Raw genomic sequence first — 22825 nt, forward strand, 5'->3', positions numbered from 1 at the left:
AACTACCCGAACAGCTGGTCCAGAATCCTAGCCTTCCAGGCGGGCAAGCTCGACCGAGCCGCGCCGGCGCGGCCGCGCCACGGGCACGTCGAGGTCGAGCGCGATGCGGCCTTGGTTAATCACCACCACCCGGTCGGCCAGCGCAACCGCCTCGGCGACGTCATGCGTGACCAGCACGGCGGTGAATTTCTGCTCCAGCCAGATGCGTTCCAGAAGCTGCTGCATTTCGATCCGGGTCAGCGCATCGAGCGCGCCGAGCGGCTCGTCCAGCGCCAGGATGCGCGGCTGGCCGATCAGTGCGCGCGCCAGCGCCACGCGCTGTTTCTGGCCGCCTGAGAGCACCGAGGGCCATTCGTCGGCGCGGTCGGCAAGGCCGACTTCACTCAGAATAGCGAGCGCGCGCCGCCTGGCTTCCGCACCAGCGGCAAGGCCGGTCAGCCCGACCTCGACGTTTTTCACCACGCTGGCCCAGGGCAACAGCCGCGGCTCCTGGAACATGAAGCGGCTCTCTTCCCCGGCGCCGGCTTTCGCCTCCGGCCCGAATGTCAGGGAGCCGGCGGTCGGCCGGTCGAGCCCGGCCAGCAGCCGCAAGAGCGTGCTCTTGCCGCAGCCGCTCTTGCCGATCACGGCCACGAACTGTCCGACCGGCACGTCGAGATCGATGCCGTCGAGCACGATCTTGTCGCCGAAGCGCTTCTCAACGCCCTTGAAGGCAAAGGCGCGCGGGCTTTCGATCGCTTGCGCCGGCCGGGACGGCTCGGGCGCGGCGACAAAGGAGCGGACGGCGGCGAGGCTGGCGGCGGGCATCGATACCTCAGGCGTTCTGGAAGGCGGGGTGCCAGCCGAGCGACAGCCGCTCGAGCAGGCGGGCAAGGCTGTCGGCAAGCTTGCCGAGCAGCGCATAGATCAAGATCGACAGCACGACGACGTCGATGAGCAGGAATTCGCGCGCCTGCATGGCCATGTAGCCGAGACCGGAACTGGCCGAAATGGTTTCGGCGACGATCAGCGTCAGCCACATAATGCCAAGCGCATAGCGCAGGCCGACGAAGATCGCCGGCAGCGCGCCGGGCAGGATCACCTGAAAGAACAGCGCGCGGCGGTCCATGCCGTAGACCCGGCCCATCTCGACCAGTTGCGGGTCGACGCTCTGGATGCCGAGCAGCGTGTTGACGTAGATCGGGAAGAACACGCCGAGCGCCACCAGAAACAGTTTGGCCTCCTCGTCGATGCCGAACCACAGGATGACCAGCGGGATCAGCGCCAGATGGGGGATGTTGCGGATCATCTGCAGCGTCGTGTCGGTCAGGCCGCGGCTCAGCGCCGACAGCCCGTTGGCAAGGCCAAGCGCAAAGCCGATCGAGCCGCCAATGGCAAAGCCGGCCAGCGCGCGCGCCGTGCTGACGCCGATGTTTTGGATCAGCTCGCCCGACAGCGTCAGCCGCCAGAAGGCTTCGGCCACGGCGCTCGGCGCCGGCAGCACATTGGCCGGCATGATTCCGGCGCGGGAAGCTGTCTCCCAGCCGGCGATGAGGAGCGCCGGCAACAGCCAGCCAATGCCGCTCTGTTTCACGCAGGGCCAGACTCATGACGAAGCCTGCAGGCGGTTGGCGCCATGGAAGCCGACGGCGAATTCATTGGCGATGTTTTCATGCGCCTGCGCCCGTTTGGTTCCCAGCCCAAGCCGCGGGAACAAAAGCTCGGCGACGCGGTAGGCTTCCTCGAGATGCGGGTAGCCGGAGCCGATGATGGTGTCGATGCCGATCGCCTGGTACTCGCGGATGCGTTCGACGATCTGCTCCGGCGAGCCGACCAGCGCCGTACCGGCGCCGCCGCGCACCAGGCCGACGCCGGCCCACAGATTGGGCGAGACCACGAGCCTGTCGCGGCGGCCGCCATGCAGTTCGGCCATGCGCCGCTGGCCGACCGAGTCCATCTCCTTGGTAAAACGCGCCTGGGCATTTTCGATCTGTGCATCGGTGACATGGCTGATCAGCCGGTCGGCGGCGCGCCAGGCTTCTTCCTCGGTTTCGCGGACGATGAAATGCAGCCTTATACCGAAACGCAGTTTTCGGCCGCGCCGTTCGGCCTTGTTGCGCGCGGCAGCTAGCTTCTCTGCGACCTGCGCCGGCGGCTCGCCCCAGGTCAGGTACATGTCGACGAGATCGGCGGCGAGCTCCTGGCCAGCTTCGGACGAGCCGCCGAAATAGAGCGACGGCCGCTCCTGGCTCGGCAGAAGGTCGAGGCGGCCATTGTCGACGCGGTAGTATTTGCCGTTGAAATTGACGCTCTGGCCCGACACCAGCGCGCGCCAGATGGTCAGGAATTCCTGCGCCTGGGCATAGCGCTCGTCATGTGGCAGGAAGACGCCGTCGCCGGCAAGTTCGGTCGGATTGCCGCCGACCACGACATTGAGCAGCAGCCGGCCGTTGCTTAAGCGATCGAGCGCCGCGGTCTGGCGCGCCGCGAAGGTCGGCAGCGTCACGCCAGGCCGCAGCGCTACCAGGAATTTGAGCTTTTCGGTCAGCGCCGCAAGGCCAGAGGCGGTGATCCAGGAATCCTCGCAATTCTGCCCGGTCGGCAGCAGCACGCCGGGAAAGCCGAGCCGGTCGACCGCTTGCGCGATCTCCTTGAAGTAGGCGAATTCCGGCGGGCGCTGCTGCTGCTCGGAGCCGAGGTAGGACCCGTCGCCATGTGTCGGAATAAACCAGAAGAAATCGAGTGGCCTGGCTTGCGGAGCGGCTGGAGCGGTCATGGCGAAATCCTCAAAGCGGAAACGGCAAAAGGCGCCGGACGTTTCCGCCCGGCGCCGCGCGAGAAAGATCAATTGCCCGGTGCGGTCCAAACGGCGTCGGAGATGCGCACTGCATTCGGGATCAGCTTGAGCTTGTAGAAACGGTCGGCGGTCGCCTGCTGGCCGGCGATGATCGCGTCGGTGATCGGGAAGATGCCGAATTTGCTACGGTTGGCGGCGATCGTCTGTGCGTCGAGCGGCACGCCGGTCACTTCGTGCAGCGCCGCGGCCACCTTGTCGCGGTTTGCGTCCGCCCATTTTGCAGCCTCGCTGAGCGCCGCGATCGTCGTGGTAACGACTTCAGGATGCGCCTTGGCGAAATCCTTGTTGCCAAGAATATAGCTGTTGACCTTGAGCACGTCGCTGGACCGCGCCAGCACACGCGGCTGGTAACGTGTTTCGGCGATGGCGAAGAATGGATCCCACACCACCCAGGCGTCGATCTGGTCGCTGGCAAAAGCGGCGGCGGCGTCCGCCGGGCTGAGATAGACCGGCGTGATCTGATCGAAGCCGACGCCCGCTTTTTCCAGCGCAGCGACGAGAAGATTATGAGCGCTGGTGCCCTTGCCGACGCCGACGCGTTTGCCCTTGAGATCAGCGACCGACTGGATAGGGGAAGCCGGCTTGACGAAGATCGCCTCGCCATCGCCATTGGAAGGCATCGCTGCGACATACACGATGTTGGCCCCGGCCGATTGTCCGAAGATCGGTGGCGCGTCACCGGTGTAACCGACATCGATGGCGCCGACATTGAGCGCTTCGACCAGCGGCGGACCGGCTGTGAATTCGACCCATTTCACCGCGACACCCTTGTCGCTCAGCGCCTTTTCGACCACCTGCTGCTGCCGGGCGATGACCGGCAGGCCGGTCTTCTGGTAGCCGATGTTGAGCTGCTTCAGCTCCTGCGCTGAAGCACTGAAGGACAAGGCGACACTCGCCGCCAAAAGGCCGAGGCCGAAAACGCGTCTGGTCAGGCTGAACATGATCCCTCTCCTTCGCTTGTGAACCGGCGCCGGGAAGGGCTCCCTGCCGTTGGATGAGGGCTAAGGCTAGGTAGTTCTATAAATTTAGTAGAGGAATGAAGTTGCGAGATGAGTTGAAGAGGCGGAATTGCTTTCTACGACTAAGCGGAGACAGCCGGCGCAAGCCTCTTTCTCCCCGTTCACGGGGAGAAATGCCCGGCAGGGCAATGAGGGGCAGCGCCGGCTTTGGCGGGTTGCGTTCAGGGCTAGGTATCGAAAAAGGCTTGGCGCCGCCCCTCACCTGCCTGCCGGCATCCTCTCCCCGTATAGAGACGGGGAGAGGGACGCTAATCGCCACCCCTCACTGCGACCAATACTGCCAGGCCCAGTAAAACCCTTCGTCGCGCGGCGGCAGGCGGTCGCGTTCGGCGTCGAGTTGCACCGGCGCCGGCGATTTCGGCTGCGGCTGTGGCAACTGGTTATCCCGCCAGGCGAGCAGCCAGTTGCCGAGATGGGCGAACAGCACGGCTGTGGATTGGGTCATGTCATCACTCCTTCTGTTCCGGGATCGGTGGTCCGCGCGCTGCGAAGGGAAGCAGCCGGCCAAACCGGCGGGCCCTGTTGTCATTCGCGTCCTGCCCACGGAACCAGCTGACGCTCGATCCGGCGGATGATGAATTCCAGCACGAAGGCTATTGTCGCGATCACCAGAATACCCATCACCACGACATCGGTGACCAGGAACTGGGCGGCCGATTGGATCATGAAGCCAAGGCCGCGCGTCGCCGCCACCAGTTCGGCCGCGACCAGGGTCGACCAGCCGGCGCCGAGCGCAATGCGAAGGCCGGTCAGGATCGAAGGCAGCGCGCTGGGCAGGATGACATGGCGCACGACCTGGCGCTGGGTCGCGCCGAGGGAACGCGCCGCATTGATGCGCTCCTGCGAGACGCCGCGCACGCCAGAAGCCGTCGACAGCGCCACCGGCGCCAGCATGGCAATGGCGATGACCAGGATCTTTGACGGCTCGCCGATGCCGAACCAGATGATGACCAGCGGCAGATAGGCGAGCGGCGGGATCGGCCGCAGAAATTCGAGCAGCGGATCGAAGATGCCGCGCCCGACCGTCGAAATGCCAATGGCCAGACCAACCGGCACGCCGATGACGATGGCCGCGATCAGCGCCGCGAAGACGCGACCGAGGCTGGCAACGATATGCTGGAGCAGCGTGGCGTCGACGAAGCCGTCGCGGGCGACGACAATGAATTTGGTCCACACGGCGGCGGGCGAGGGCAAAAACACCGGCGACACCAGCTGCAGGCGGGCCGACAGCGCCCAGGCCGCCAGCACGACCAGAATGGTAACGGCGCTGACCGCGCGGGAAGAGATCCAGCTGCGTTTAGGCCGCGGCCGCGACCACGGCACTGAGATGGTATCAGTTTCGCCGGCCTTGATGGTCGGCCGCTCATTGTACGAGGTGACGCTCATGCCGCCTCTCCTTCGAAGATTGCGTCGGTCAGTTCGCCGCGCGCCGCGGCAAAGGCAGGGTCGGCCTTGATGGAGCGGATGGGCTCGCCTGAGGCATAGCGCCGGCTGAAGCCGGTCTCGAATGTCCGCACCACATGGCCAGGTCCCGGCGTCAGCACGACAATGCTTGTGGCCAGCACCAACGCCTCCTCGATACCGTGCGTCACCATCAGCACGCCGACCTGGGCGGCTGTCCACAAATCGAGCAGCGTCGTCTGCATGCGTTCGCGCGTCAGCGCATCGAGCGCGCCGAGCGGTTCGTCGAGCAGCAGGAATTCCGGTTCGGCGGCGAGTGCACGGGCGAGGCCGACGCGCTGGCGCATGCCGCCGGACAATTCCCAGATGCGCTTGTCGCCGACGCCGTCGAGTTTCACCAGCTTGAGCAGCTCATCGGCGCGCCGCGCGCGTTCAGCCTGCAGCACGCCGCGCAGTCGGAGCGCAAAGGCGACGTTTTCGCGTGCCGTAAGCCAGGGAAACAAAGCATCGTTCTGGAACACCACGGCGCGGTCCGGGCCTGGGCCGGTGATCGGTGAGCCGCCGATGGTGGCTACACCACGCGCGGGCTCGACCAGGCCGGCGGCGACATTGAGCAGCGAGGTCTTGCCGCAACCGGAGCGGCCGACCAGCACGACGAAATCGCCCTTGGCGACATCAATCGACACCCGCTCGACGGCCGGCTGGCCGTCATAGTGAACCGAGACCTTGTCTAGGACGAGATGGGACATGGAACAGGCTCCGAAAGAGATCAGCCTGCCCCGAAACCGCTCCTCGTTTAGCGGCTCCGGGACAGGCAACACGCGGCGTCAGGGAAGAAGAAACCGCGCGTGTTGGGGTCAGTTCGAAGCCAAGGCCTCGGTGACGTATTTCGACGACACGTATTTCGAATAGTCCGGCAGCACGGCATCGATCTTGCCCTGCTCCTTGAGGAAGGCGGACGCCGCCTCGATCGCCTTGACCGTGCCGCCGCCGAGGAACTTGTCGGAAGCCTGCTCTTCCAGCGTCGGGAAGACGTAGCCCTTGAGCAGTTGCGGCACTTCTTCCAGCTTGGCCCCGGTGATCTTGGCGATCTTCGCCGCTTCCGGCGACGACACCGACCAGGCGTCCGGCTTGGCCAGGAATTCCGCATAGGACTCACCCGTCACCTTGACGAAGTCGCGCACGGCTTCCTGGTTCTTCTCGGCAAAGTCGGTGCGCACGATCCAGGCGTCGAAGGTCGGCGCGCCCCAGGCGGCAACCTGCGAAGAATCCAGCACCACCTTGCCTGTCGTCTTGATCTGGCCGAGCGCCGGATCCCAGACATAGGCGGCGTCGATGTCGCCGCGGGCGAAGGCGGCGGCGATTTCCGGTGGCCTGAGATTGAGGATCTCGACCGACTTCGGATCGACATTCTCGTGCTTCAGCGCGGCGAGCAGGCTGTAATGCGTCGTCGACACGAACGGCACCGCCACCTTCTTGCCGGCGAGGTCGGCGATCTTTTCGATGCCGGACCCGTTGCGGGCAACCAGCGCTTCGGATTCGCCGATCAGGCCGACGACGAAGATGGTCTGGATCGGCAGTTCGCGGCTGGCGGCTGCCGCCAGCGGGCTCGAGCCGACATAGCCGATATCGACCGAGCCGGAAGCAACGGCGGCGATGACATCGGCGCCGGAATCGAATTTGCGCCAGTCGATCGTGGCCTTGGTCGCCTTTTCATAGGCGCCGTCGGCCTGCGCCACTTTCGAAGGTTCGACCACCGTCTGGTAGCCGATGGTGATCTTGAAATCCTGCGCCTGGGCCGAGCCAAGGAAGGCCGCACCCGCCAAGGCTGCCGACGACAGGAGGACAATGCGTCGCGAAATGCTGGACATGAAAGGCTCCATGAAATGAGAAAAACCGGATGCCTGTTCATAGTCAGCTAATTCTATCGTTCTTGTAGAGTTAAATCCTTCCAAGCAAGACGGGCTTGTTAGAAAAAAGCCACCGGCCGATACCCGTCAATGAACCGTGATACTCTACACGCGACCGTGTAGAGCCGGCGCAAACCATCAATCCGCCGGCCCGGCTGGCCGGAAAGAGGCAGCTTTTCATGCTGGTACGCCTGACCCTGATCTGCAGCGGCGCAACGCCCGCCACGCGCAAGGGGTCGTTCCCTCTCGACGAGGCGCTGGAACCGCAATCCCTGGCGTTGGCGGCAGCGATGACCCTGCGCCGTGCCGACCGGGTCTGGACCAGCCCGGCGCTGCGCGCCCGGCAGACCGCTGAGGCGATGGGGCTCAGACCGTCGGCCGAGCCGCTGCTGGCCGAGCAGGATTTTGGCCGCTGGGCCGGCAAGGGTTTCGCGGAGGTGCAGGCGCTTGATCCCAACGGCGTCGCGGCCTGGCTCGGCGATGCCGAGGCCGCTCCGCATGGCGGCGAGTCGCTGGCCGATGTGGCGCGTCGCACCGCGAGCTTCTTAGACGACCTGATTCGGACGAGCGGCCACACCATCGCCGTGACGCATGCCAGTGTTATCCGCGCGGCCATCGTTCACGTCCTCGATGCGCCCCTTACGGCCTGCCGCAGGATCGATGTCGAGCCGCTGAGCGTCACCGATTTCCGCAGCGACGGCCATCGCTGGATGTTGCGCTCGAGCGGGGTGCCGGTGGCCAAACCCGCCAAGTCTGACCAGTTGCAAGGCGACGGCGCCCAGTCCTGAGCGGAGTATTGGGCATTCGTCCCGCCCATACCGATCTTGGTCGCCGACAGCGAACGAGATTGCGCGCAGCGCCTTGGCTGAGCAAATCCATGCTGTAAATAGCCGCCGATTTGAAAACACGTTCCGCCGGTTCGAGGGTAAGTATAGTAATCTTATCGACATTGAGGAATGGAGGAGACGATGCGCGGCCACTCTGCCACCATGATCGCTCGCGGCATCCGCCTGCCTTTACAGCCCAGCCTGTGACCTTTAACGGCACAAAGCCCTGCTAAAGTCGCCCCTGCGGCGTGAAAACGAAGCAAAATCAAGGTTTCTCGGCTTGTATATCATGTCACTAGAATTTATCTGTCGAAGTAGCTTGCACGCGGCGGGGAGGCACGTCAGGCGTTTCGCAACCGATGGTTTTGAGCCATCGCCCGACAGGGAAACGTTCGCTCTATGCTCACCAAAAAAGGCAAGTACGGCCTTAAGGCGCTGGTCCACCTGGCGCAATTGCCGGTCGGGCAGCTCGCCTTCGTCGGCGACATCGCCAGCGGCAACAACATCCCGAAGAAGTTCCTTGACGCCATTCTCGGCGAATTGCGCAATGCCGGCTTCGTCCAGAGCCGCAAGGGCAAGGAAGGCGGCTATCGCCTGGCGCGCCCGGCCGACGAGATCAAGGTCGGCCATGTCGTGCGCGTGCTCGACGGACCGCTGGCACCCATCCCGTGCGCCAGCCGCACCCAGTATCAGCGCTGTGAAGACTGCAATGAGGCGACATGCCAAGTCCGACATCTGATGCTCGAGGTCCGGCAGGCCATCGCCGAGGTGCTCGACCAGCGTTCGCTGGCCGAGATGCGCGACATCGTCCTCGACGACCTTGCGGTCGCGAGGGGCATAGACGGCCTGCCGCTGACGCAGAAGGTCCTCGCCTGATCCTGAGCGTGCGCACATGAGTGTCGGGCGCACCAATTCGATCATTGTTGTCGGTGGCGGCGCCAGCGGCGTCGTGCTTGCCGCGCATCTCCTCAAATCGCCCCACCCCGATCTGCGCGTCACGCTGATCGAAAAACGCCCGCATTTCGGCCAGGGCATCGCCTATTCGACGCTGCTGTCGGCGCATGTGCTTAACGTCAGCGCCGCCGGGATGAGCGCCTATGCCGACGATCCCGGCAATTTCTGGCGCTGGCTGCAGGGGCGCGGCCTGGTGAGCCAGGAGCAGACGCCGCAGACACCATTCTACGCGCCGCGCAGCGTCTATGCCCGCTATCTCAAGGAACTTTTGGACGAACTCGAAGAGCGGGAAAAGGAAACCGGCCGTCTCAGGCTGATCCGCGAGGAGAGCCTGTCGATCTCTCCGACCTCTTCCGGGGTCGAGGTGACGCTCGCCAACGGCACCAGCGTGGTCGCGCATCTGGCGGTGCTTGCCACCGGCCATGACGAACAGCCCGGCGCCGGCCAGGGCCACGCCATCCGCATGGGCACCGAGGCCGATACCGCGCTCGATCCTGAAGCCCGCGTGCTGGTGGTGGGCACAGGGCTGAGTATGGTCGACGCCTTCCTGTCGCTCGAGCAGCGTGGCCACAAGGGCGAGATCGTCGCCGTGTCGCGGCGCGGCCTGCTGCCGTCACCGCACCGCAAGGGCAACCCGATCAAGCTCGACGTCGCCGACATTCCGCTCGGCACCCAATTGTCCTATTTCGTCAGCTGGTTCCGCGACCTGATCCGCGAAAACCAGAAAGCCGGCATCGACTGGCGCGACGTCGTCGATGGTCTGCGCCCCTTCAACCAGAAGATCTGGCAGAACTGGCCATCCTCGGCCAAGCGCCGTTTCGTCGAGCACACCAAGGCCTGGTGGGATATCCACCGCCACCGCCTGGCGCCGGACGTGCATGCCCGCGTCACCGAGGCGGTGCGCACCGGCCGCATCCGGCCCGTCGCCGGCCGTGTCGTAGGCATCGAGGCGGGCGATGGCTTCACCATCGACATCCAGTCGCGCCACACGCAGGCGCTGGAGACGCTCCAGGTCGACCGCATCTATGACTGCACGGGCATCGCCAGGGACATCTCGACCACGTCGAACAGCGTCGTGCGCTCGCTGGTCGACCGCGGCCTGGCGCGGCCGGACCCGCTGCGGCTCGGCCTCGATGTCTCAGCCAAATGCGAAATCATCGCCGGCGACGGTTCGGTTTCAGCCAAGATCCTCGCCGTCGGACCGCTGACCCGGGGAACCTTCTTCGAGATCGATGCCATCCCGGATATTCGCGTCCAGTGCGCGCGGCTGAGCAAGCAATTGCTGGGCTAGGGTGATTCCGGAAAGACTATAAATCTGACAGATCCGTATTCGGCTCGACCCGAGAGCGCCTTCCGCGATCGCACCATGGGTTACCCGGCGGCAGGCAAAAGAATGGCCGGTGCGGAGGATGCTTGGGTTGAAAGCGTACCGCACCGGCCATTGCGGGATTAGGCTTGGATTTTGGGATCGTCGCCCCGCACTGACAAAGCTACATATATATTAGCTGTATCTCAATTAAGACTGAAGTCCCTGCCGTAATGGGACGTCTGGACATCATTCCGGGGAAAAGTGTGAGCGCTTTCCCCGGCCAAAGCGCGTTAGCGCTTACCCAGGGAGTGTGTCAAAAATCAAAGAGAGCGCGCGCGTTCAGCCGCCCAATGCCTCGCACACCAGGCGTGCCCTGACTGTTTCCCGGTCTCGCAAGTCGATCGCGACCCCGGGCAACCGCTCGCGGAATTCCATTCCTCCTCTGGCCAGTTGATTGGCACGATCTACCTTCTTTCCGCCTGCAAACGGCTTGAAAAGAAGCTACGCTGCCGCTCTGCCCCCGAGGCGGTCGCTTGATCAAGGGAGCACATCGACATGAGCGAGCACAGGAAAGCTGCGCCAGGCAGTTCGGACGGCGCGTTATCCCGCCTGCGTCCACCCTACGCCTCAGTGCTCGACCTTATCGGCCAGACGCCGGTGGTCGAGCTGACCAAATTCGACACCGGAAAATGCCGGCTGTTCATCAAGCTCGAAAGTCAGAATCCCGGCGGCTCGATCAAGGATCGCATCGCGCTGTCGATGATCGCGGCGGCCGAGAAAGAAGGCAGGCTGAAGCGTGCCGGCACCATCGTCGAGGCGACCGCCGGCAATACCGGCCTCGGCCTTGCCCAGGTAGGCATCCCGAAGGGCTACCGCATCATCCTCGTCGTGCCCGACAAGATGTCTCGCGAAAAGATCCAGCATCTGCGCGCGCTCGGCGCCGAGGTGCGCATGACGCGCTCCGACGTTGGCAAGGGTCACCCCGAATATTACCAGGACATGGCCGAGAAGATTGCCGCCGAACTGCCCGGCGCTTTCTACGCCAACCAGTTCGCCAATCCGGCCAATCCTAAGGCGCATGAGACCACCACCGGCCCGGAAATCTTTTCGCAGCTCGAGGGCGATGTCGACGCCGTGGTGGTCGGCGTCGGCTCCGGCGGCACGCTCACCGGGCTTGGCCGCTACTTCGCAAAAGTCTCGCCGAACACCGAGATGGTGCTCGCCGATCCGGTGGGCTCGGTGCTGGCGCCTCTGATCAAGACCGGCAAGATGGAAGAGGCCGGCAGTTGGACCGTCGAAGGCATCGGCGAGGATTTCGTGCCGCCCAATGCCGACCTGTCGCTGGTCAAGAAGGCTTACTCCATCCCCGACAAGCAGAGCATGCTGGCGGTGCGCGATCTCTTGTCCAAGGAAGGCATTCTCGCCGGCTCGTCCTCGGGCACACTGCTGTCGGCAGCCCTGCGCTATTGCCGCGAGCAGACGACGCCCAAACGTGTCGTCACCTTCGTCTGCGACAGCGGCAACAAATATTTGTCGAAAGTGTTCGACGATTTCTGGCTGGCCGAACAGGGGCTGGCCGAACAGGAGCAGCATGGCGACCTGCGCGATCTCGTCATGCGCTCGCACCGCACCGGCGACACGGTCTATGTCGGCCCGGACGAGAGCCTGCTCAACGCCTATGGCCGCATGCGCCGCTCCGACGTCTCGCAGCTGCCGGTGCTGGACAACGGCAAGCTCGTCGGCATCGTCGATGAAAGTGATATTTTAGCCAAGGTCGACGGGCCCTATGACGGCCGCTGGGATCGTTTCAACGCCCCGGTGCGCACCGCCATGACCTCCAATCTGCACACGCTGCAGGCCAATCAGACACTGGATGCGCTGCTGCCGGTGTTCGACCGTAACGAGGTCGCCATCATCTTCGATGGCGACGAGTTCGTCGGCCTGATAACCCGTATCGACCTGATCAACCATTTGAGGCGCGCCCGATGAACGCAAACACCCCCCCTTCTTCGGGATCATCAACTGGCAAAAACCGCCTGGCTTTCTCGACGCGCACCATCCATGGCGGCCAGAGCCACGACCCGCTGACCGGCGCTGTCATGGTGCCGATCTACGCGACCTCGACCTATGGCCAGCAGTCGCCCGGCGTGCACAAGGGTTTTGAATATGCCCGCAGCCAGAACCCGACGCGCTTTGCCTTCGAGCGCGCCGTGGCCGATCTCGAAAGCGGCTCGGCCGCCTTCGCTTTCGCGTCCGGGCTGGCAGCGATCTCGACCGTGCTGGAACTGCTCGACAGCGGAGCCCATATCGTCGCCACCGACGACATCTATGGCGGCTCGTTCCGGCTGATGGAGCGGGTGCGCAAGCGCTCTGCCAATCTGCAGGTCTCCTTCGTCGACTTCACCGACCTCGCCGCCGTCGAAGCCGCGATCCGCCCGGAGACGAAACTGCTCTGGGTCGAGACCCCCACCAACCCGCTGCTGCGTATCGTCGACCTCGAAGGCGTCGCAGCACTCGCCAAGCGCAAGGGCGTTTTGACGGTCGCCGACAACACCTTCTGCAGCCCCTATATCCAGCGGCCGCTGGAGCTCGGCATCGACATAGTCGTCCATTCGACAACAAAGTATCTCAACGGCCATTCCGACATGGTCGGCGGCGTCGCGGTCGTCGGCGACAACAAGGATCTCGCCGCCCAGCTGAAATTCCTGCAAAACGCCATCGGCGCCATCTCCGGCCCGTTCGACAGTTTTCTGGCGCTGCGCGGCATCAAGACGCTGGCGCTCAGGATGGAGCGGCACTCGGCGAACGGCCTTAAGATCGCGCAATGGTTGGAAGCGCGAAAAGACGTGCGCCGCGTTGTCTATCCCGGCCTCGCCAGCCATCCGCAGCACGCCATCGCCGTCCAGCAGATGCACGCCTTCGGCGGCATGATCTCGGTCGACCTCGACCGCGACCTCGCCGGCACCAAACGCTTCCTCGAACGTACGCAATTGTTCACCCTGGCCGAAAGCCTCGGCGGCGTCGAAAGCCTGATCGAGCACCCGGCTCTGATGACGCACGGCTCGATTCCGGCCGAAAAGCGGGCAGCGATCGGCATCTCGGATTCGCTGGTGCGGTTGTCCGCCGGCATCGAGGATGGCGATGATCTGATCGCGGATCTGGATCAGGCGCTAAGCGCTTAGGCAGCTGTCTGCTTGGCAGCGAAGAACCCGTTGAAGCTGTTGTTTAGTCGTCGTCTGCGGCTAGGCGCAAATCCGCCAGTGAGATCATCAGCGTCATCGGGTCAAGCGGCGAGGGATTGAAGCCGAGCTTTGTGTAAAAGGCCCGCGCATCCTCGGAAATCGCGTGGACCAGGATGCCTCGTATACCAAGGGTGTCTGCTGCATTCATCACCCGGCGCGCAGCGTCCTGCATGAGCGCCATGCCCAACCCCTGACGCTGATGGGAGGCATCGACGGCAAGGCGAGCAAGAATGGCGACAGGGATCGGGTCCGGCATGTTGCGCCTGAAACGACCAGACGCATAGCTGGCGGCAACGCCGCCCGACGCCAGTGCATAGTAGGCAACAACCCTATTGCCGTCTCGGCAGGCGACGAACGTACGTGTCGCGCCGCTGTCCTGATTGGCCAGCGCTCGGCGTTTCAGCCAGTCGTCCAGGACCGGCACACCGGACGAAAACGAGGACAGGTCATGGGTGCGGTCCAGGGGCTCTGGCGGTCGCAGCGTCATTACAGCGTCGCGCATTCCTTGGATGTTCCATCCGGCTCATTCGCCCGTCTCCCATGGCAGGCGAGCGTTCATCAGCTTGGACAAGCGCTTATCAGGCTTGGCCGGCGCATCGAGCAAAGCGAGGAATTCCGCATAGGCTTCCGGCGAGACCTTGATGAGAGTGCGGTCGAGCAGCGTATCCTCGGCCATGCGCCGTGCTGCATCGAGGATGAAATCCGTTCGCGTTTTTCCGAGCGCGCGCGCAGCCTCGTCGATCAGGCCCCGCTCTTCGGGCTTGATGCGAATGTTCAGCGTGCTTCGCTTGGAAGCTTCGGTTGGAGATTCGTGCTTCATCGTTTCAGCATAGCAGATCGTAATGACATTGTCATTATAGCCTGAGCTACGCTCCCCCGTTAACAAACCCGGAAGCCTTTGCTTAACCCTTCGCCGCTATCTCCCGCCGGGGGAGGCATGGCAAGAGTGAGTGTGATGGACAACAGCCCGGAAAAGCGCAGCGAATGGCGCACCATTTTTTATGTGCAGGCCCGTGTGGCCATCCTGTTTGTCCCGGTCGTCGCCAGCCTTCTGGTCATCGCCGCACTTGCCGGCAACCAGCGCAATCCCGACGCCATCGACCGCACCGTCACCGGCTCGGTGAAATAGCCGGCCGTGAATCTGCTCCGCCGCCTGTACGGCGAGCCTTGAAGATGAAAGCCGGATGAGCCGGGCTTTTATTTAAGTCGTTCTGAACCCGTCTCCGCTGGCATGCAAAACAGTAACCGCAGAGTCTTGTCCTTCACGCGATCCTGTGGCGTGTGGTGATGATGAAATACCCGAGGACGTCATGCAGATCGGCAGTATAATCCGCATCGATTTAGAACCGGGATTTATGGATGAGAAAAGGCGACTTCAGCGAGCTGGCCATGTTCATCGAGGTCGCTGAGCAAGGCAGCTTTACCCGCGCTGCCGCAAAACTCGGTTTGTCCCAGTCGGCGCTCAGCTATGCCGTCCGCATGCTCGAAGAGCGGCTCAAGGTGAGGCTGATCTCGCGAACGACGCGCAGCCTGTCGCTGACCGACGCCGGCGAAAGGCTGCTTCGCAGCTTGCGTCCGGCATTCGATCACATCGACAGCGAACTGGCCGCCCTCACCGCGCTTCAAGACAAGCCCGCGGGCACCATCCGCATCACCACCTTCCGCCACGCCGCAAGGACGGTGCTCTGGCCTGTCCTGCTGAAGCTGCTGCCGGAATATCCGGACATCGCCGTCGAGATCAACGTCGATGAAGGGTTGACCGACATCGTCGCCGGCCGGTTCGATGCCGGCATCCGTGTCGGCGAGCAGGTCGAGAAGGACATGGTGGCGGTTCGGGTGAGCCCGGATGTGCGCATGGCCGTGGTCGGCTCTCCGTCCTACTTTGCCGGCCGGACGATCCCGCAAACGCCGCGTGAGCTGAACGATCACAAATGTGTAAGCTACCGACAGAGCACGAGCGGCGGGCTCTATGCCTGGGAGTTCGAAAGCGGCGGTGTCGAGCTCGACGTCCGGGTCAACGGGCCGTTGATCATCAACGACAATGAGATGCTGGTAAATGCGGCGCTCGGCGGACTGGGGCTGGTCTATACTTTCGAAAGCCAGGTTGCCAAGTATGTTGCCGACGGCCGTCTGATCCGCGTCCTAGAGGACTGGTGCCCGCCATTCTCCGGCTATCATCTCTATTATCCAAGCCGGCGGCAGCATACGCCGGCTTTCGCTCTCTTGCTCGAGGCGCTCCGCTACAAGGGCTGATGGCAAGTCGGGAGGCGAATCGAGGTTCGGCCCATTTATAAATGCCATTTCTAACTGCATGCAGATTGTATCGGCTAATCAGATAGAGCGATAAGGCCTAACTCCCTGTTATCGAAAACAGGAGTTGGACATGAGCAAGGTCTGGTTCATCACGGGTGCGGGCAGCGGCATTGGCGCCGCCACCGCCAAGGCGGCCCTGAAGGCAGGCGATCGGGTGGTCGCGACCGGCCGCAATCTCGACAAGGTCCGTAATGCGCTTAGCGACGTCGCGGGCGACAGGCTTGCGTTCGTTCAATTGGACGTCGCCAGTGAAGCGCAGGCGAAGGCGGCGGTCGACGAGTCGATGAAGGCGTTTGGCCGCATCGACGTTCTGGTCAACAATGCCGGCTACAGCTTGCTCGGCAATTTCGAAGAACTGAGCACCACTGAGATCGAGGGGCTGATCTCGACCAATCTGTACGGCGTGATCCATGTCATGCGCGCCGTCCTTCCGATCATGCGCAAGCAGCGGTCGGGCCGGATCATCAACGTCAGTTCGCTTGCCGGGGTAATGGGTTTCAAACACTGCAGCGCCTACAGCGCCGCCAAGTTCGCCGTCGAAGGGCTTTCGCTTTCGGTGGCCGAGGAGGTCGAACAGTTCGGCATCAAGATCGTGGCGGTCGCACCGGGTTTCTTCCGCACCGATCTCCTCGCTGCGCGCAACGCCAAATATAGCGCCAGCACCATCGCGGACTACGCCGCTGAGGGCAGCGCCGAAGACATGTGGTCGGGCTATGACGGCAAGCAACAGGGCGATCCGGCCAGGCTCGGCGATGTCTTTGTGAAGCTTGCCGGGATGGAAAATCCGCCGCGAGAGTTCGTCGCCGGCAGCGATGCGCTCGCGGCATTCGAACCGGTCCTCGAAGGCCGCCTGAAGGAGCTGCGCGCCTACAGAGATCTGTCCCGGTCGACCGACGGCTCGTTCTAGTCGCGCCGCCCAAAACCAAGAGGAACTACAAAATGAAGAAACTTGTTATCGGCGCGGCCACAGTTGCGGCCGCTACCATCGCTCTTGCCGCAACCGTCCGTGCGCAGGATACCCAGCCGCCGGGCTACATGATCGCCAACTACACGATCAAGGACCAGGCCGGATACGACAGGTACATGCAAGCCGCCGGTCCGCTCGCTCCGAGATTCGGCGGCAGGATCATTGTCTTCAACCTGAATGCAACCGCCGTCGAAGGCGAGCCGAAAAAGGTCATGGCCATCGCCGAATTCCCCAGCGTGGCCGATGCGCGGCGCTTCTACAACTCGCCCGAATATAGCGCCGCCAGGAAGTTCCGTACCGCTTCGACCGAAGGTTCGGTCATCATCACCGAAGGTTTTGTATCTGCGAAGCAGTAACAGGTGAATGAGGGGGGCGACGACGGGCGCGCCCTGCTCCGAATCTCAGCCGACATGAATTCTCAGGCAGAAACCAAGGAACTCGTCATGGGCAATCAACCGGACAATGCCGTTCAGCAGGACGGCGCGCCATCGAGCAGCCGACGCCAGCTTCTGAAAGCCGGCGCGGCACTCGCCACGCTCCCTCTCATCGCCGGCACCTCCGCGGGTGCGCAGGCTGCCGACAATCAAACGACATCAGGTGCAATCATGACCGATCAAAGATCCGAAGACTTCATCAACGACATGGCCGATTTGATGGCGCATTCGACCCGCACGCCTATTCTGCGCTGGCCGCATGAATACGGCATGGACTACGAAGAGATATTCTTCCCGGCGATGGATGGGGTGACGGTCGAGGGCTGGTTCATTCCGGCCGACTCGGACAGGTTGCTCATCTTCAATCACCCCATGCCCTGCAACCGCTACGGCTATCCGGGGCACCTGGAGCCATGGACCAACTTCGGCGGCTTCGAGGTGAATTTCCTGCCGGAATACAAGATACTGCATGACGCCGGCTACAACATCATCACCTACGACATGCGCAACCATGGCCGCAGCGGCATCGGCAGCGGCGGCGTCAATGGCCACGGCGTGTTGGAGTATCGGGACGTGATCGGATCGTTGCGCTACGCCAAGTCCCGGCCAGATACCAAGGACATGAAGACGGCCCTTTACAGCCGGTGCCTCGGAGCGAATGCCACGATCGTCGGCATGAAGAAACACCCCGAGGAATTCAGGCATATCAAGGCGATGATTGCCTTGCAGCCGGTGTCGCCGGCGGTGTTTGTCCAGACAGCGGTGGAAAACCAGAAGATCGCAAACGGCCTGGAACGGTTCGACGCGGCCTTCCACAAGCGGACCGGCTTCCACCTCGCCGACGTCTGGCCGATGGACTATGCCAGGGCGGTGACGGTTCCGACACTCGTCGCCCAGGTCCGCAACGATTTCCTGACCAAGCCCTCCAATGTGCAGGAGATCTACGACACCATCTCCTCGGAGGACAAGAAACTGTTCTGGATCGACGGCACGGACCAGCGTTTCGAAGGCTACAATTACTTTGGCAAGAACCCGCAGCTGGTACTGGATTGGTTCAGCTCGCACTTTGGTGAGGCCTAGAGGACAGGGCACCGGTCTTTGACGGTTCAGCTCTCCCCGGAGGAAAGCTAAACACGGCCGGCCTAGGGTCGCGCCGCCTCAGAAAAACTTCGGGATCGGGCCGTTCTGCGGCGTCACGTCGCCGTCGAGGTCGATGAACACCTCGTCGACAAAACACCAGGCCCAGCCCTCAGGCGGGTCGTAGCCTTCGATGACTGGGTGCTTGGTGGCATGAAAGTGCTTGGTGGCGTGGCGGTTGGGCGAGTCGTCGCAGCAGCCGACATGGCCGCAGGTGCGGCAGAGCCTGAGATGCACCCACATCGAGCCGCTCTTCAGGCATTCCTCGCAGCCAAGCGCGCTCGGCGTCACCGTCTTGATGCCTGCCGTGTGCCTGCATTCGTCCATCATGGTCTCCCGGCTGTTTGATTTGCCGCGGCGTCGCCGCGCGCGAGATAGGCGTGCAATGCCGCCACCACCTGGGCGCCTTCGCCGACGGCCGCCGCCACCCGCTTGACCGAGCCGGAGCGCACATCGCCGATGGCAAAGACCCCGCTGCGGCTGGTCTCCATCTGGTCCGCCGCTATCTCAGCGCCGGTGCGCACGAAACCCTTGGCGTCGAGCGCGACATTGCAGTGCGCCAGCCAGTCGGTGTTGGGGTCGGCGCCGATGAACAGGAAGAGATGCTGGATCGGGCGTGTCGTCTCGACGCCCGTCCTCTGGTTACGCCAGCGCAGCGCGGTCAGGTTACCCGCCTCGCCCTCCAGCGCCTCGATCGCGGTCTCGGTCACCACCTCGATGTTCGGCTGCGCCTTGATGCGTTCGACCAGATAGCGCGACATGGTGGAGTCGAGGCTGTCGCGGCGCGCCAGCAGCGTCACCTTGCGCACCTGGCTGGCTAGATACACCGCCGCCTGCCCCGCCGAATTGCCTGCGCCGACCAGCGCCACCTCCTGTCCAGCGCACAGCCGCGCCTCGATCGGCGAAGCCCAATAGTGCACCGACGTTCCCTCGAACTCGGCCAGATTGGCAATGTCGAGGCGGCGGTAGCGCGCGCCGCTGGCGATCACGACCGTGCGTGCCTTGACGCTCTCGCCGTCGCCGACGTCGAGCTTGTAACCCGGCGCGTCGCCGGCGGCGCCGAGCAGCTTCGCCTCGTCGGGGATGACGATTTCGACGCCGAATTTCTGCGCCTGGTTGTAGGCGCGCGCCATCAGCGCCATGCCGGTGATCCCTGTGGGAAAACCGAGATAGTTCTCGATACGCGCGGAGGCGCCGGCCTGGCCGCCGAAGGCGCGGCAATCGAGCACGATGGTCGACAGGCCTTCGGACGCCGCATAGACCGCCGCCGCCAGCCCCGCCGGGCCGGCGCCGACAATGGCGACGTCATAGACCTTGTCGGGGTCGATCGGCCGCAGCAGGCCGATGCAGCGGGCGAGTTCGGTGTCGCCGGGATTGTGCATCAGCTTGCCGTTGGGGCACAGCACGATCGGCAGATGGTGCGGGTCGACATGAAAATGCCCGATCAGCGTTTTGGCGCACGGGTCGGTGTCGGAGTCCAGCGCCCGGTGCGGCTGCCCGCTGCGGCGCAGAAACCCCTGCAGCCGCAGCGTATCGCCATTGCCGGCCGGGCCGATGACGATCGGTCCGCTGCTGCCGCTTTCAAGAAGCCCGACGCGGCGCAGGATCAGTGCCCGCATGATCCGCTCGCCGAGATAGGCCTCCTGCACCATCAGGTCGCGCAGCCGCTGCGAGGCAATGACGAAGGCCTCGACCGGCTCTTTCGCTTCGGCATTGACCAGCGACGGCCGGCTCGAAAGCTGCGCCAGTTCGCCGATGAAATTGCCGGGACCATGGGTGACGATGGTCTCGCGCCGGCCAGGCCCCACATCCTGGGTGATGTCGACCGCGCCCGACAGGATGACGATCAGCCCCGGCGCCACAGTGCCGGCGGTGACGATATGCTCGCCCGCTTCATAAGAACTCGCCTCACCGAACCGGCGCATGCGCTCGATATCGGCGTCGCCCAGGATGGGAAACATCTGGTCGCGGCGGGTGACTGTGATCGGCTGGGCGGGTGGGGCCATGGTTGGGAGCGTAGCGTCATGGACGTCGGGTTTGAAGCAGTTTGTTGGCAGCCTGACCGGAAGGGCAGGTTTGGCCTCGCGACTTCGTCTGCAGGAGGAGCAACGCTCCTTCTGAGGCCAACCAGACCGGCCACCTAGGCAGTGTGAGCAGGTGAGGCGTCTACGACAAGCTCGTCAACTTTCTGGGCGTGCTCGGCAGCTATGTTGACCAAAGCGGCAGCTGTTTCCTGGGGTGTCCACCCTTGAGCCAATGCCGCCGCCACCAGCTCGCCAAATGCCGCCTCCAATGCGACTTCACAATTGATCTCCCGATCTTGGCTGGTCTCGGGCAGGAGCGGTGCTTGCACGGATTGCGTCATAACTTTGCACCTCAAATCCGTGTCCTACCGGAGCCCAAAAAAGCTCAGTATGGCGATGACGATAACAACAGCCCCAACGGCCCATATGATCCTGTTCACGACGGCTCTCCCTGTTCACACCAAAACCTAAATCGCAGGCAAACTCCGGCTTCAAACCGCGATCTCAAACAACAGTCAGACGTGCTCCGTGTTCCCAAAAAGTCCTGCCCATAGGACCATTGCTCGTTTTATCGGACTTACGTCCTATTCAGGCGAAACACGTTCTGGGCCGCCGAACGAGGCTCGGAATGTCTGGTGACAGCAAGTGCGAGTGGCGCGTGCTTCCTTGGCTGACCGGACACGGGGGACTCGAGCGTCTCGGAAGCCGCTCCGGTTCGGACTGAAGTCTTAACGCTTTACGACTGAATACCCTGAGCAGGAACAAAGGCTTACAGCCCCCGTTGCCCCTCGAGAACTTAAAAGGAGGACGAAATGGCTGACGGACCAACTGTAGTGAATTCTGGAGGAGGCGCAGGAACGGCGGTAGCGATTGTTGTCGCAATCGTCGCCATCCTTGCCCTGCTTTTCGTCACCGGCGTCATCAATCTCAATGGCGGCGGTGGTGGACAAGACATCAACGTGAAAGTCGACGTGCCTAAGGTTGAGGCGCCCGCCTCTGCTCCCAAGGCCGAGGCGCCTGCCTCTGCGCCCAAGGTTGAGGCACCTGCGCCCGCGCCAGCGGCTCCAGCCCCGGCTCCCGCCAACGGCGGTTGAGCCGATCGGCTGCGGCTCCAGCGCGGGAGGAGCGCTGGAGCCAGCTTTTCACCGGGGAACAAGACAATGGATGATCCACACAACAGCGTATTGGAAGCTCGGTGGCTTCTTGCCGTGCCGGCTTCGGTGATCTTCGCGGTCTTGTTGGCCGGCTTGATCCTGACCTGAAACACCTTTCCGCGCGAAATGGCGCGGCTGGCAACTTACCGCTAGCTGATGCGGACACGTCGCATGGCACTGCGCCTGAGGGTAAACAGCGCGCCGACCAGTGCGACGTTTATCAGGGCGAGCCCGAGCAGTACGGTCAGCAATCCGCGCTCACCGGTATGTTGCAGGAGCAGCGCGCCGACGGAGGGCGCCGCGGCTTGAGCGATCAAACTCGGCATGGCGAGCCGACCCATCAGCTTCGCATAGCCGGTGGCGCCAAACAGGGCGAGCGGCAACGTGCCGCGCGCGATCGATTCCAGGCCGATGCCAGCGCCGTAGAACACCAGGGCGACCGGCAGTACCGGCAGCCCGGTCCAGAGTGTCGCCACACCGATGACAACAAACGTCACCGAGGCAAGTTTGGTCCAGATCGGATGGTGATAGCGCGCGATCATCATCTCGATGGCGCGGGCGCCGACCTGGGCAGGACCGACCAGCGCGCCGAGGCCGACCGCCGCGCCGAGCGCCAGGCCGGTGGATTGCAGCACGGTCAGCAGATGCACCGACAAGGTCGACGATATGACCGCTGAGAACGTGATGCTTGCCGCCAGCGTCGCCATCAGCGGCAGGCTGCGCGGCGCCAGGCCCGTTTCCGGCGCGACAGTCGTCTGCGCAGACGCTTCGGCGGGAACGCCGCGCGGCAGGATGAGCAGATAGGCCGGCAATGCCACCACAAGCTGGAGTGCCGCATAAACTAGGCACACGCCGCGCCAGCCGAACGCATCGAGCAGAAACGCCGAAATCGGCCAGCACACCGTGCTGGCAAAACCGCCAAACAGCGTCAGGCTGGTGATGGTCGAACGGGCATTGCGCCCATACAGCCGTCCGAGCGTGCTGAAGGCGGCGTCATAAAGGCCGGCGCCCATGCCGAAACCCATGATCAGCCAGCCGGCGACGAAGACGGCCAGCGTCGGCGACGCGGCAAGAACGAGCTGGCCAATGCCCAGGCAAACGGCGCTGAAGGCGAGCGTCATGCGGCCACCGTGGCGTTCGATCGCGGCACCGACATGCGGCGATATCAGGCCCGCGACAAGCAGCCCGAGCGACAGGCTGCCGATCACCCAGGGAAAGGGCCAGCCGGTCTGAGCCGACACGGCAGGGCCAATGACGGCCGGCAGATAGTAGGAGGAGCCCCATGCCATGATTTGCGT

The 22825-nt window shown here is 63.6% G+C and carries 24 protein-coding genes and 1 pseudogene; 11 read left to right on the plus strand and 14 right to left on the minus strand.

Annotated features, from left to right (window positions below):
• Positions 1-2 precede the first annotated feature (2 nt).
• The 8 genes and pseudogenes from ACYHH6_RS04335 to tauA all read right to left on the minus strand — a co-directional run bounded on the left by ACYHH6_RS04335 (position 3) and on the right by tauA (position 7127).
• Positions 3-807, minus strand: a pseudogene (locus tag ACYHH6_RS04335) (ATP-binding cassette domain-containing protein).
• 7 nt (positions 808-814) lie between these two features.
• On the minus strand, positions 815-1573 hold the full coding sequence (locus ACYHH6_RS04340; protein WP_352583117.1) for an ABC transporter permease subunit: 759 nt from the start codon (positions 1571-1573) through the stop codon (positions 815-817).
• 12 nt (positions 1574-1585) lie between these two features.
• A complete protein-coding gene (gene ssuD, locus ACYHH6_RS04345; protein ID WP_352583116.1) occupies positions 1586-2755 on the minus strand; it encodes an FMNH2-dependent alkanesulfonate monooxygenase in 1170 nt (389 codons plus the stop codon).
• Between the two features lie 68 nt (positions 2756-2823).
• On the minus strand, positions 2824-3777 hold the full coding sequence (locus ACYHH6_RS04350) for a sulfonate ABC transporter substrate-binding protein (protein WP_352583114.1): 954 nt from the start codon (positions 3775-3777) through the stop codon (positions 2824-2826).
• 340 nt (positions 3778-4117) lie between these two features.
• The gene (locus tag ACYHH6_RS04355; protein WP_352583113.1) at positions 4118-4300 is read right to left on the minus strand and encodes a hypothetical protein; all 183 of its coding nucleotides are present in this window, start codon (positions 4298-4300) and stop codon (positions 4118-4120) included.
• Between the two features lie 80 nt (positions 4301-4380).
• The gene (locus ACYHH6_RS04360) at positions 4381-5241 is read right to left on the minus strand and encodes an ABC transporter permease subunit (RefSeq protein WP_352583111.1); all 861 of its coding nucleotides are present in this window, start codon (positions 5239-5241) and stop codon (positions 4381-4383) included.
• Positions 5238-6005, minus strand: coding sequence for a taurine ABC transporter ATP-binding protein (locus ACYHH6_RS04365; RefSeq protein ID WP_352583110.1), 768 nt, complete (start codon positions 6003-6005; stop codon positions 5238-5240). Before ACYHH6_RS04365 ends, ACYHH6_RS04360 begins: the two co-directional genes overlap by 4 nt.
• Positions 6006-6113: 108 nt before the next feature.
• Complete coding sequence (tauA, locus tag ACYHH6_RS04370; protein WP_352583108.1) at positions 6114-7127, minus strand: taurine ABC transporter substrate-binding protein; 1014 nt, start codon at positions 7125-7127, stop codon at positions 6114-6116.
• A 218-nt stretch (positions 7128-7345) separates the two neighbouring features.
• Between tauA and ACYHH6_RS04375 the strand changes: the two genes are divergently transcribed.
• The 5 genes from ACYHH6_RS04375 to ACYHH6_RS04395 all read left to right on the plus strand — a co-directional run bounded on the left by ACYHH6_RS04375 (position 7346) and on the right by ACYHH6_RS04395 (position 13438).
• A complete protein-coding gene (locus ACYHH6_RS04375) occupies positions 7346-7954 on the plus strand; it encodes a histidine phosphatase family protein (protein WP_352583106.1) in 609 nt (202 codons plus the stop codon).
• 438 nt (positions 7955-8392) lie between these two features.
• Positions 8393-8869: an RrF2 family transcriptional regulator gene (locus ACYHH6_RS04380; protein ID WP_352557898.1), complete on the plus strand. Its 477-nt coding sequence runs from the start codon at positions 8393-8395 to the stop codon at positions 8867-8869.
• A gap of 16 nt (positions 8870-8885) precedes the next feature.
• Positions 8886-10238, plus strand: coding sequence for an FAD/NAD(P)-binding protein (locus tag ACYHH6_RS04385; RefSeq protein ID WP_352583104.1), 1353 nt, complete (start codon positions 8886-8888; stop codon positions 10236-10238).
• Positions 10239-10811: 573 nt separating this feature from the next.
• Positions 10812-12245: a pyridoxal-phosphate dependent enzyme gene (locus ACYHH6_RS04390; protein WP_352583102.1), complete on the plus strand. Its 1434-nt coding sequence runs from the start codon at positions 10812-10814 to the stop codon at positions 12243-12245.
• Positions 12242-13438, plus strand: a complete 1197-nt coding sequence (locus ACYHH6_RS04395; RefSeq protein WP_352583101.1) for a trans-sulfuration enzyme family protein — start codon at positions 12242-12244, stop codon at positions 13436-13438. The genes ACYHH6_RS04390 and ACYHH6_RS04395 overlap by 4 nt, the downstream gene beginning before the upstream one ends.
• Positions 13439-13481: 43 nt before the next feature.
• Here the strand turns inward: ACYHH6_RS04395 and ACYHH6_RS04400 are convergent, their stop codons facing one another.
• Both ACYHH6_RS04400 and ACYHH6_RS04405 read right to left on the minus strand, forming a co-directional pair.
• Entirely contained in the window at positions 13482-13985 is a 504-nt protein-coding gene (locus ACYHH6_RS04400) for a GNAT family N-acetyltransferase (protein ID WP_352583308.1), read from the minus strand.
• A gap of 36 nt (positions 13986-14021) precedes the next feature.
• Positions 14022-14318 (minus strand): type II toxin-antitoxin system TacA family antitoxin, encoded by a 297-nt coding sequence (locus ACYHH6_RS04405; RefSeq protein WP_352557893.1) that lies wholly within the window; start codon positions 14316-14318, stop codon positions 14022-14024.
• A gap of 117 nt (positions 14319-14435) precedes the next feature.
• Between ACYHH6_RS04405 and ACYHH6_RS04410 the strand changes: the two genes are divergently transcribed.
• The 5 genes from ACYHH6_RS04410 to ACYHH6_RS04430 all read left to right on the plus strand — a co-directional run bounded on the left by ACYHH6_RS04410 (position 14436) and on the right by ACYHH6_RS04430 (position 18292).
• Complete coding sequence (locus ACYHH6_RS04410; RefSeq protein ID WP_352583099.1) at positions 14436-14627, plus strand: hypothetical protein; 192 nt, start codon at positions 14436-14438, stop codon at positions 14625-14627.
• A 230-nt stretch (positions 14628-14857) separates the two neighbouring features.
• Positions 14858-15751: a LysR family transcriptional regulator gene (locus ACYHH6_RS04415; protein ID WP_352583098.1), complete on the plus strand. Its 894-nt coding sequence runs from the start codon at positions 14858-14860 to the stop codon at positions 15749-15751.
• Between the two features lie 130 nt (positions 15752-15881).
• Positions 15882-16718: an SDR family oxidoreductase gene (locus ACYHH6_RS04420; protein ID WP_352583096.1), complete on the plus strand. Its 837-nt coding sequence runs from the start codon at positions 15882-15884 to the stop codon at positions 16716-16718.
• Between the two features lie 32 nt (positions 16719-16750).
• Complete coding sequence (locus tag ACYHH6_RS04425; RefSeq protein WP_352583094.1) at positions 16751-17134, plus strand: DUF1330 domain-containing protein; 384 nt, start codon at positions 16751-16753, stop codon at positions 17132-17134.
• Between the two features lie 87 nt (positions 17135-17221).
• Positions 17222-18292, plus strand: a complete 1071-nt coding sequence (locus ACYHH6_RS04430; protein WP_352583092.1) for an alpha/beta hydrolase — start codon at positions 17222-17224, stop codon at positions 18290-18292.
• Between the two features lie 78 nt (positions 18293-18370).
• On the opposite strand, the gene ACYHH6_RS04435 is transcribed toward ACYHH6_RS04430, so the two are convergent.
• The 3 genes from ACYHH6_RS04435 to ACYHH6_RS04445 form a co-directional block, all read right to left on the minus strand.
• A complete protein-coding gene (locus ACYHH6_RS04435; protein ID WP_352583090.1) occupies positions 18371-18679 on the minus strand; it encodes a UBP-type zinc finger domain-containing protein in 309 nt (102 codons plus the stop codon).
• Complete coding sequence (locus tag ACYHH6_RS04440) at positions 18676-20355, minus strand: FAD-dependent oxidoreductase (protein ID WP_352583088.1); 1680 nt, start codon at positions 20353-20355, stop codon at positions 18676-18678. Before ACYHH6_RS04440 ends, ACYHH6_RS04435 begins: the two co-directional genes overlap by 4 nt.
• A gap of 134 nt (positions 20356-20489) precedes the next feature.
• Positions 20490-20714 carry a hypothetical protein gene (locus tag ACYHH6_RS04445; protein WP_112559139.1) on the minus strand — a complete coding sequence of 75 codons (225 nt, stop codon included), beginning with the start codon at positions 20712-20714 and terminating at the stop codon, positions 20490-20492.
• A 471-nt stretch (positions 20715-21185) separates the two neighbouring features.
• Here ACYHH6_RS04445 and ACYHH6_RS04450 point away from each other — a divergent pair, with 471 nt between their 5' ends.
• Positions 21186-21467, plus strand: coding sequence for a hypothetical protein (locus tag ACYHH6_RS04450; RefSeq protein WP_352557890.1), 282 nt, complete (start codon positions 21186-21188; stop codon positions 21465-21467).
• 209 nt (positions 21468-21676) lie between these two features.
• Here ACYHH6_RS04450 and ACYHH6_RS04455 read toward each other — a convergent pair whose 3' ends face one another.
• Positions 21677-22816 (minus strand): MFS transporter, encoded by a 1140-nt coding sequence (locus ACYHH6_RS04455; protein WP_352583306.1) that lies wholly within the window; start codon positions 22814-22816, stop codon positions 21677-21679.
• Positions 22817-22825 lie beyond the last annotated feature (9 nt).

This window comes from Mesorhizobium sp. P171375, from assembly GCF_057786075.1.